This window comes from Oscillatoria salina IIICB1 (genome assembly GCF_020144665.1).
Lineage (GTDB): Bacteria > Cyanobacteriota > Cyanobacteriia > Cyanobacteriales > SIO1D9 > IIICB1.
The window spans coordinates 19,219-28,938 of sequence record NZ_JAAHBQ010000072.1 but is presented as its reverse complement, the minus strand read 5'-3'; the positions used below and the strand labels follow the sequence as shown (position 1 = coordinate 28,938).

Sequence of the window (9,720 nt, the reverse complement as noted above, 5' to 3'; positions counted from 1 at the left end):
CCCCTTTTCACCTTACTACAGTAGATTTCGGGGATTTAAAAATAGGAGCGATGAGAGAATGACGATCTCGACGAAGAACACTAAGGTGTTGTACTTACCCAATAAGATTCATACTGAGAGGGTCTTTAGTGAAGAAGTCTTTTCACGGCTTAACGAGCAATTCGATGTTACTCAGCTTGCAAGTGGTTCAGAAAGCAATTGTACCAGCGAACAGGTGGCCGAAGCTATTCCCGGTTTTGCGGCATTGATTACTGGCTGGGGTACTCCGAGACTTTCTCGTGAAGTATTCGAGCGAGCAGACTCGCTGCAAATTATTTTGCATTCAGCAGGAAGTGTCAAGGGAATGTTACTCGAATGCGCTTATGAATATGTTATTCCACGAGGTATCTGCGTCTTTAGTGCAAATCGGGCTATAGCTTGCAATGCCGCAGAACATACGATTGGTCTGGCGATCGCGGCAAGCAGAAAAATCTTCGACCGTGCTTTGATGATTCGCAGTGCCCGAGATGGATGGCCCGATCGAATGCTGAGACCGAATGCTCAGTATCTCACAGGGAGTACGGTAGGCATTGTTTCGGCAAGTCAGGTTGGTAGGAAGGTCATCGAGTTGCTGAGACCGTTCGATACAAAAGTGCTAGTTTTCGATCCCTACCTTACGGAAAACGAAGCGAAGACTCTAAAGGTTAAAAAGGTGGAGCTGATGGATGTCTTCTCTCAATCCGATATTGTCAGCGTTCACGCACCCTTGCTCCCAGAAACCCGCTCCATGATTCGCCGCGCTCATTTCAGAGCCTTAAAAGATGGAGCTGTGTTTATCAATACGTCTCGTGGGGCTATTTTGGATGAGCAGGCGCTTATTGCTGAGCTTGAGACGGGACGAATATCAGCGGCGATCGATGTTGCAACAGAAGAACCTCTGCCTAAGAACAATCCTTTGTTATCTTTGAAAAATGTAATCGTTACGCCCCATTTGGCGGGAAGTGGTTATTATGGATACGCACGAATAGGAGAGAGTACGGTTCAAGCTTTGGAGGATTTTTTTGCAGGGAGACCTGTCGAAGGTGCCATTGACCTTGAAAAGTACGATATTATTGCTTAGCAGAGATTGTCCAGCATAAAGAAATAGACTTCGGCATCCGTCGTTTCCTAGGCTTGGAAGGCGAATTAGGAGCCGCTCTGGGGCTACCTGACGACTTCGCTGTAAACGTCATCGAGTAAGTTGGTAACTACGGCGAAATTTACGAACGTCATTTTTCAGGAGTGGAACGCGATCGCAACTGAGTAACTATTTTTCTAATTAAGCCCATCTACTTACCACTCACCAGTCCCCAGTCACCTCCTCACCAATACCCAATCAATTGCAATCCTTATTTTTTGCAGTACGCATCCCACCAATTAAGGTAGAGACAATTACGCATTTTTGGGTTTGATTGAGGTTTTGATGTCTTAAAATTACCTTGCCTAAACGACCGTTGGTGTTACCGTGGTGATTGAATTGTACGCGATAAACTACTTGCAGATCGCTAGTTTGTGGGTATTGATAAAACGTACTTTTTTCGAGAATAATATTTTTATCTAAATTTTGCCAAATAGCATTTACTGGCTCAACACTAGCAGGATGAATAGCGTACTGAACGACTCCATCTTTTTCCTGAATACTGAAATTCCAAGTAAGTTTATCGCGTTTGGCGTTACTTTGGGTTTTGCGCATTGCCCAATAAAGCCGATCGCTACCGACGTTTAGCTGCTGTTTACTGATAAAATTGAGCCAGCTTGGCAGTGCGATCGCGGCTAAAATTCCCATAATGGCAACCGCTACCAAAACTTCGATGAGGGTAAAACCAGCCGCAGAAGGAAAAACTTCTCTATTTTTCATTGACTATAGCGTAGAAGACACCCAGTTGAATTATACTTAGTTCTTTTCTAGCTAATCATATAGTTATTCGCAGCCTTGATTGCGATCGCTGCGTAAAGCCCCAATTAAAGTTTCTACAATCACGCAACTTTTTTTGCTTTCGTTACCGTTGTTCAAAGTTAAAGTTATTTTTCCGTTATCATTATTCTCTGTATTCGCATAATTTCCATTTTCTCCTATCGTTGAGTCTGCGTCTATTGGCAAACCTTCATAGTCAAATTGCGCTCGCCAACAATTGGAACCATTGCTTGGTAAATTAGTATTAGCCGAATCAATTTTAATGTTTTGATTAGCTACCTGCCAGTCGAAGTCATCATCAGGACATTCAGTCGGATTCCCGTTACCGTCGAGAAAAACTGCTGAGTGAACTGTATATAACAAAACATCGTTATTACTATTTTTTAAGCTAACTTGCCAACGTTCTTTATCGCGTTTAGCATTGCTTTGAGCTTCTTGCATTGCCCAAAAAACTCGGTCTTTAGCAGTATTCAGCTTTTGTTGGTTCATAAAGCTAATCCAACTCGGACCGGCGATCGCTGCTAAAATGCCAACCATAATCACCACTGCCATTAATTCGATCATTGTGAAACCGCGATCGCTAGCAGCAGATAAATTCTCAACTCGGTTAGCTTGCTGTTTTAACTGCTGTATCCTTTTTCTCACAGCTAACATAATTCCTTTCCCCTCTAATTTTTTTAGCCCTAAATCAGCTTTATTGTCCTCTTAACTTTCCAGTTCCTCTCACTTCTACTCTTGCTTTTGGATAAGAAGAAGTTCTGTTTGCCTGAAAATCATAATTATTTTGTTGAATGCGAGCAAGTGCATTGCCGCGAATAAATACTTTAGCGATGTTTCGAGAACTAGAAATACAGCTATAAAAACTATAAGTCTTAAATTTATTTTCTACTTCTGCTGCATCGTAGTCAGGAACTTGTTGCCAGTTACCATCGTTTTCATCGTTAGGATCGTTAGCGGGACAAGCTTCCTGGGGAACATCGCTATTTTGGGCGATCGTGGTATCGTCCACATAATCGATTAGTACCATAGTTGGATTCTCGAAATTGCCACCATTCTGCCAATTATTCATATTCAGCGCTATGTCGCCAAATTCATTTAGGTTAAAGGAAGCAAAGCCTTCATCTTTGGGATAATCGTCCAGATATTCAGGATCGTCGGGATCGCTAAAAGGATCTATTACCCCATCAGAAACTTCAAATCTCGCAATCCGGGCTGTATTCGACCAAGTTTGGTTGTTATCTTTGATTAAATAGTAGACTACTAACGAATAAACATAAGCATCGTTACAGCATTCATTAGCATCACGACCATAAGGAAGCGAATCGGGAACTACTTTACGTTTCCAAAATACCAAAACTGGTTCTTGGTCGTCATCGGTCGGGATTTGATCTCGAATTGCGGCGACTCCATCTGCATCATAAATGTATATTGCTTGCTGTAAATCTCGTGCAATATAATCTAATCCTGCTTGGACTTCTTGCTCGGAAGTTACCTGTGCTTGCTCTTTACGGTTAGTATCCAAGATGCTAATCGCTACTCCCATTAAGGGTGTAATAATTAGCACTGCCATGACGATCGCAATTAACAATTCGATAAGGGTGAAACCGCCAGTTTTTGTTGCTTTTGAGGAGCGCTTCAGCCACGCTACCAGCAAAAATTTGATTGTTGTCATTTTCTTTCCTTCAACTCTTGCTTTTCGGCTTCTAGTTTTTGCTCTACCCCACCCCAACTTGTCAAGGTGGGGTAGTTAACTCACTATTCTTCCTCCTCACCACCGAGCGCGCACTTACCTTCTCTTTCTATGTTTATGCGCTCGCACAAACTTGAGTAGCTAGTTTCTGAGGTAAGAATCTCAGTGATTGCTACTTCTTGGGGTGCATTTTTCCTGATTCCCGTAGCAAAACTACTTGCTGTGTTATCTGCTTCTAGAGTTCCCTGTTCGGCGAAAGCATCTGCTCTGTAGACACGCACCAGCAACTGATAACCATCTTCGGGTTCGGGATTGGTAATATTGCTCTGTCCCTCGATATTTCCCACCGATCCAGCAGCTTGGACGATCGCATCTACCCAATTATCAGTGGTACACTGGTTGTCACCATTGCCATCGACACAATAAAGTGCATAATCGTTTGGCGGGTTCTTACAAATTCCCCCAGCGATCGTGCAATCACCAGTTAATTCGTTGGTACTCGGAGCAGGAACATCAGTAAGTGTATTGGTTGAAATTGGTGGCGAATAGGGATAAGGATTTCCCTCTAAATCTTCATCAGTACGCACAACATCGATATAAGATTTAACTGCATTAATCGCAATTTCCTTACGCTTCGCCTGCGCCCGGTTAGCGACAGAAAGAGCCACCACCGGAGCTATCAAGGTAATCATCAAACCTACGACGATGATTGCCATCAAAGATTCAACAATCGTTAAACCCGCCTCACTGGATTGGACGTACTTTTGTTTCAGTTTAGCTTTGTGCATAATTAGCCTCCGGTGTGGTTTTGACAGAAAGTTGTCGGACGTTCTTCGTCATTAATGGCATTAGGTGGATTGTTTCCATCCCGATCTACTTTCGCGCAGAGCAGTGCTTGTACCCACTCATCATCGCGACTTACTTCTCGGAAAAACTCATTAGGCTCATCAGCTTCCGGTACGGTGAACTGTAACGAAAATAGATCCGGAAGTTGAGAGAGAACACCGACATCAAAACCGAAATCCCGTTTCGGGGCAACGTAGTAAGGTAGTCTGGTTTGGTCAAATAGATATTGGTTGTTATAGGCGTAACCTTGAACATAACCAAACAATCCGCCGTTACCACCATTACCGTTTTTAACCCGATTAAAAGTGTCGTCCCAGGTAGGCTCTATTAATGGTCGGAATGGTGCTGTTGCATAGCGACTGCGGCGAAGTTGGAGTAGAGAACCCCGAATTTGTACGGGAATGTAGTTGTCTCCAATATCTACACGCCAACTTTCTAGGAAGCGGGGTAAGTTTGCTAGTCCACCATTAAAGTCATTTTGATCGCCGCCTACGTTAGAGATATCTGGGTGGTTTGGCGTATCTCCTGTTCCCATCACTAGGTTAAATATACCTGGTGTACTGCCATCTCCTGCCGCTCTGGGCAGCCAGTTAGTTTGGAAAATGTAACTGGTGGCTGTTTTTGGGTCTGTGGTAATTAGGTTGTTCCCTGGAGTAGCAGTGGCAAATTGTAGCTGCAACACTGGTACTAACAATGGTTGCCCTAAACCTGTAACCTTAGTATTTAAAATCTCCTCATCGGCAAGATACAAAGGTCTGTCCGATCGATACACCCAATTATCTTCATTATTAGTGTATGGATCTGTACCGTCAACTGTCCTGAACCACAGAGCATTGGCTGCATTTCGAGGTGCAGTAGTATTGCAAGTTCTGTTATTACCGTTAAGGTCAGTAAAGCTAACCGTTCCTGAATAGGTTTGACAAATTATATCTCCACTGTTGTTAATTCCCAGAGGAATTGGGTTTTCGTTGTTATCTAAAATTAGTTCATCGTTTGCAGGCATTGGAGATGGAGGAGAACCATTAACTTGCAGGTTACTAATACCGGCAGTCATACGCAGGAAGGCAACCCGACGAGCCAAACGTTGCAGATTTAGATTGTCTGGAGTTTGTGCAGTTGTTCCTGCTTCTCCAGGTGCTGAACCTACAGCATCTGATGCTCTTGTTCCTGTAGTATTAATCACCCAATCTTGTGGGGTGCATTCAGAAACGGGTAGCTTTTGACAAAATTCCATCAGATACTCTGGGAAGTTAGCCCGTCGCTGTACTGGAGTGACGAGGTTGTTGAAGTAAGAACTGTTTAAAGTGTTAGCGTTATAAGCTGTATAGTCGCTATCTAGGTATTCATCATCACTGGTGTCTATCTCGTCATCGTCATCTGTATCGGTAATAGCAACGCCACTGCTAAGACCGTTGGTAACAAAGTTGTTGTTCCAGAAGCCATTGAATAAACGACGTTCTTCAATTGAGTTCCCGTTAGTCAAGTTACCACCATCTGGATCGCGGGCGGAAATTGAGTCAGGATTATTATCACCATCCAAGTCTACGTGAGCTATACCAAGATCGGGATTACCATCTAGGTCAAGAACATAACTATCAATCTGATTATTTCGCAGATCGTAGTCTCCCTCATTGCGGAAACCTTCGCGGAACTCAGCAGAAAGTAAAGTTACTGCATCGGAGAGAATATTCGCTGCTCGCCATTGGTCAGGATCGGTACAAGATCCTGATGGTAGTCGAGGGTCATTTGCGCGACAAGCAAAGTTTTCGTTGAGATTAGAGCGATCGTAAAACTGATTGTAATTTTGAGGATCGTAGGACTCTGTAAACTCTTCTTGAGGGTTTCCTGTATCGTCTTGGTGAGGATTAAAGCCACCTCTGGTATTGGACTCGTTGGGATCTACTCCTTGGATATAGACGGGTAAGTTACTAACTAAGGTTAAACCTTTTTCTTCTTCTCGGAATTCGTCAGTACGACTTAACTTATCGCCGTTAATCAACATAATCGCATTAGGTCGGCGAGTAGGATCGAGTTTGAAGTCTGTTGCTGCTAATGCTGGATTTGAACCATCGTCATCTTCTTGCGGTGATAAATGAGCAACAAGTGGATTTATTGAGTCGCTAGCATCTGGCAAAGCATCATCGCGAGAAGCGTAAATAATGCCACTGTTGGGTAGCATATATTCGTCTACACCAGTGAAATAGCTTTGCGCTGTTGACTCTCGCAGTAGATCGAGGTCGATTACTGTAGCACGAATTTCCATTGGTTCGCGCTGCTCGATCGCTAAATCGTAGTTAGGGTCTAAGTCGTTTCCTAATGCACTGTTAGCTGGATCGTACTCGTCTTCTACCGACTTGATTTGTCGTGAATCGAGGAAAGCGATTTCTTTAATCGTATCGTCTGGCAACTGGAAGCCCGATGTTGGTGTTTCACTCTCGTTGATGGTTCCCGCCAAAATTTGTAGAGCGCAAAGACTCGAATCAATTGCTGCTTGTTGTGCTAAGGTTGGCGTTTCACCATCATCGATAGCTTGCAAGGCTGCTGCCAACATGGGGTTAACGAGGCGACCATTGGGATAAACCAAGCTAGCTTGATAATCTAGCATTTGTCCTTGCCCTGCACTGCTTGGAGGAGCGTAGGTTATCCCGTTATTTGAGTTACCTCCATCTGTTGTATTTTGCGCTGTTTCTGCGTTTGTCGGGTCATAGAAGCTACTGACACAAGCAATGGGAGGGGCAGGAGTTTGCGGGTCATTATCGTCGTCATAGCTGTAGTGATAAACTACACTAGCTCGCATTTGCAAGAAGGGCAAAGGAGCGCCATTGCTATCTTGCGGGAAGTCGTTATCTCCATCTCCATCTAAGTCTGGTAGCCATGTAATAGCATTGGGATCGGTTTCATCGTTAGGAATAACGGGCATCCAGTCGGGCCAAACAATCTGCGATCCGTTGGTAGTATCATCCGCAGGTAAGTAAATGCCAGCACCAGTAACTATTCGCACCCCACCGACAGGATCGAGTTTATTTTCTGGTAGTTGTGCGGCTTTAGTTTCCCAGAAGCGATCGCGATCGATTCCACCGAGGTCACTAATTTCGGTAACGCGAGTTTTCCGAGTACGCGGTCCGTCATCTGGTTTATTCCATTGTGTGTTACTAATGTCTTGTTCTTCGTCTTCACCAACAAACTCGTCGTCTTTGTACCAAAGAGCGGGTAAATTGTTACCAACGAGGATGCGATCGCCGAGAAACTCTTCTATCGCCGTTCTTTCTTGAACCGAGAATTTTGTTGCTGGTGGTAAGAGTTTATTTCCATTCTTATTTAAAGCCAATTGTGAGTAGTTGTTTTGTTGCGTTCCGTTGCCAGGATCGTAAGGAAAAATCCAAGCATTAGGCGGTCGCATCGTATCCGGGTCGTTATTATCTATTTGTAACGAAGCATTTTCTAACTCAGGGTCGTTTTCTTCTGGTGAATTATTCGGATTGTATGATACTTCGGCAAAAGGAACCCGACGAGTACGTTTTCTAAAGTAAGCATCCAATTCTTCTCGATATGCTTGTGATAAGTTATTCGGTGGGTTAGGTCCGTTTTGGCGATCTTGTATGCGCTGTCGTACTTCTAAAGGTAGATTTGGTGCGTTCAGATTTCCCGCTTGATCCATTGCTAATTCTACTAATTTCTCGATTCTTGCTTCGTATGCTTCGTTGTTGTAAGCAAGGTCGTCAGAATTAGCATCTACGGAATCTTGGTCATCTTCCAGTGCTACTTCTGTGGGGTTTTCATTAATTCCTTGAAATAAATCTACTTTTGCTGCTCTTACTTTAGATACTCTTTCCGTAGGTTTCCCATAACTGAGATTTCCACCAACAATTATTTTGCCGTTTTCTTCTTGAAAGAAGCAAGACTCTGGACTACTGACTTGTCTGAAAGTAACTGGGTTGGCGCTATTTCCTCCGTCGGAGTAGAACAAGTTACTGTTAGTTAATACCCGTCCATTGACGGTTAAACCGCCACCACCAGAACTTATTTCTAAGTCATCTTCGTAGATTACTGAGTTATTGGCGAGAGGAATACGTGCTTTATCGAGTTGATACTCTAAAGCTGAAAAGCCTTTATTTCCCTGATATTGTTCGTAATTTTGTGCTTGGGTTTGACCGATAGGTTGAAAGTTATTTGCATCAACAATTGGTACTGTAGCTACATAAACAAAGAAGCTTTTTTTCAGTTGACCTGCAACTTGATACCAACCGTTATTACCGACTAAGGTTGCACTTCCGATTGCCCCCGTACAGTTATCGTTTAAGATACCGGTTTCCATTGGTAATCCTCTAGCATCCAAGGGATTTCTTGGTCGTTCTGATTCTTGATTTGATGAAAGAGGAGTGCGATAAAAAACACCGTAAAGAGTTACACTATCATAAAGACCATTGTTGTTGGTATCGACAGGAAAGCGCCAAGCTGAATTAATGGTTTCTGTCTCGCTAATATTATTACTTGTTTGAATGCCGTTGGTCTCGTTCCAATCAAAGCTTACCTGCAAGCGATCTTCGTCTTCGAGAGTGTATTTATTTGCTTCAATGACGTTAGAAAGTGCAATTTCTGTTGGAGTACCTTGAGGCAAGTTGGGGTCTTCAAAAAGGGCTTGAATTTTTGCTTTGGCACGATCTAATCCAGGTAAAGCAGCATTTAATACTTCTTGGTTTACCCGGTAGTTATTAATATTTTTGCCTCGATCGAAGGAACGAAACAGTAGGGCTGTAGATAATAGCACTACTACGACAATTACCATTGCTGCTGTGGGCAAGACAAATCCTGCTTGAGAGCGATTTCTCCGATGAGAAAATTTTTTCGCTCGCGGCAAAATTTGATTGGTAATTGTTGTTATAGCTGTTTGTAAGATGCGCCAAATCCGAGCGAACGGTTTTGGATAACGCTTTTTCGGCTTTTTGCGAGTAGACATGGCTACCTTCCTGTCAGTTTTTTCTCGATAACGATTGCGAATTTGAGATAGTTTGCTCTAAAATAACGACCAGCTTATGAAAGTTTCACAAGCTGTCAACTTTCTTCTTTGATAGCAATTGAGCAGTTATGCTTCAACCGTGAGTGTACGGCTAAGTGGTTATTTCTTTTAGTTGCTGTTTTCGGTATTTGTCCGGAGCGAAGCAAATTCTGCTTGAATCAAGCAACAATCTGGTCAGGGTCAATTCCAGATTCTCTCTTCATTTTTTTCCGGAAATAGAAATTAACTTGGTAA

The 9,720-nt window shown here is 43.2% G+C and carries 6 protein-coding genes; 1 reads left to right on the top strand and 5 read right to left on the bottom strand.

Annotation, left to right across the window (positions count from 1 at the left end):
* Nucleotides 1–1,099 (top strand): hydroxyacid dehydrogenase (locus G3T18_RS19375; protein ID WP_224412232.1); only part of this gene is annotated, 1,099 nt, incomplete at its 5' end.
* Between the two features lie 255 nt (nucleotides 1,100–1,354).
* Here G3T18_RS19375 and G3T18_RS25785 read toward each other — a convergent pair.
* From G3T18_RS25785 to hpsA, 5 genes are all read right to left on the bottom strand, one after another.
* Nucleotides 1,355–1,876: a pilus assembly FimT family protein gene (locus G3T18_RS25785; RefSeq protein WP_318014010.1), complete on the bottom strand. Its 522-nt coding sequence runs from the start codon at nucleotides 1,874–1,876 to the stop codon at nucleotides 1,355–1,357.
* 63 nt (nucleotides 1,877–1,939) lie between these two features.
* Nucleotides 1,940–2,587 carry a pilus assembly FimT family protein gene (locus G3T18_RS19365; RefSeq protein ID WP_224412231.1) on the bottom strand — a complete coding sequence of 216 codons (648 nt, stop codon included), beginning with the start codon at nucleotides 2,585–2,587 and terminating at the stop codon, nucleotides 1,940–1,942.
* 40 nt (nucleotides 2,588–2,627) lie between these two features.
* Entirely contained in the window at nucleotides 2,628–3,605 is a 978-nt protein-coding gene (hpsC, locus tag G3T18_RS19360) for a hormogonium polysaccharide secretion pseudopilin HpsC (RefSeq protein WP_224412230.1), read from the bottom strand.
* Between the two features lie 83 nt (nucleotides 3,606–3,688).
* Nucleotides 3,689–4,411 (bottom strand): hormogonium polysaccharide secretion pseudopilin HpsB, encoded by a 723-nt coding sequence (hpsB, locus tag G3T18_RS19355; RefSeq protein WP_224412229.1) that lies wholly within the window; start codon nucleotides 4,409–4,411, stop codon nucleotides 3,689–3,691.
* A 2-nt stretch (nucleotides 4,412–4,413) separates the two neighbouring features.
* Complete coding sequence (gene hpsA / locus G3T18_RS19350) at nucleotides 4,414–9,426, bottom strand: hormogonium polysaccharide biosynthesis protein HpsA (protein WP_224412228.1); 5,013 nt, start codon at nucleotides 9,424–9,426, stop codon at nucleotides 4,414–4,416.
* Nucleotides 9,427–9,720 lie beyond the last annotated feature (294 nt).

Excerpts from the sequence above, each read along its gene's own strand:
- G3T18_RS25785 (WP_318014010.1), bottom strand. The coding sequence starts at position 1,876 with ATGAAAAATAGAGAAGTTTTTCCTTCTGCGGCTGGTTTTACCCTCATC.
- G3T18_RS19365 (WP_224412231.1), bottom strand. The coding sequence starts at position 2,587 with ATGTTAGCTGTGAGAAAAAGGATACAGCAGTTAAAACAGCAAGCTAAC.
- hpsC (WP_224412230.1), bottom strand. The coding sequence starts at position 3,605 with ATGACAACAATCAAATTTTTGCTGGTAGCGTGGCTGAAGCGCTCCTCA.
- hpsB (WP_224412229.1), bottom strand. The coding sequence starts at position 4,411 with ATGCACAAAGCTAAACTGAAACAAAAGTACGTCCAATCCAGTGAGGCG.
- hpsA (WP_224412228.1), bottom strand. The coding sequence starts at position 9,426 with ATGTCTACTCGCAAAAAGCCGAAAAAGCGTTATCCAAAACCGTTCGCT.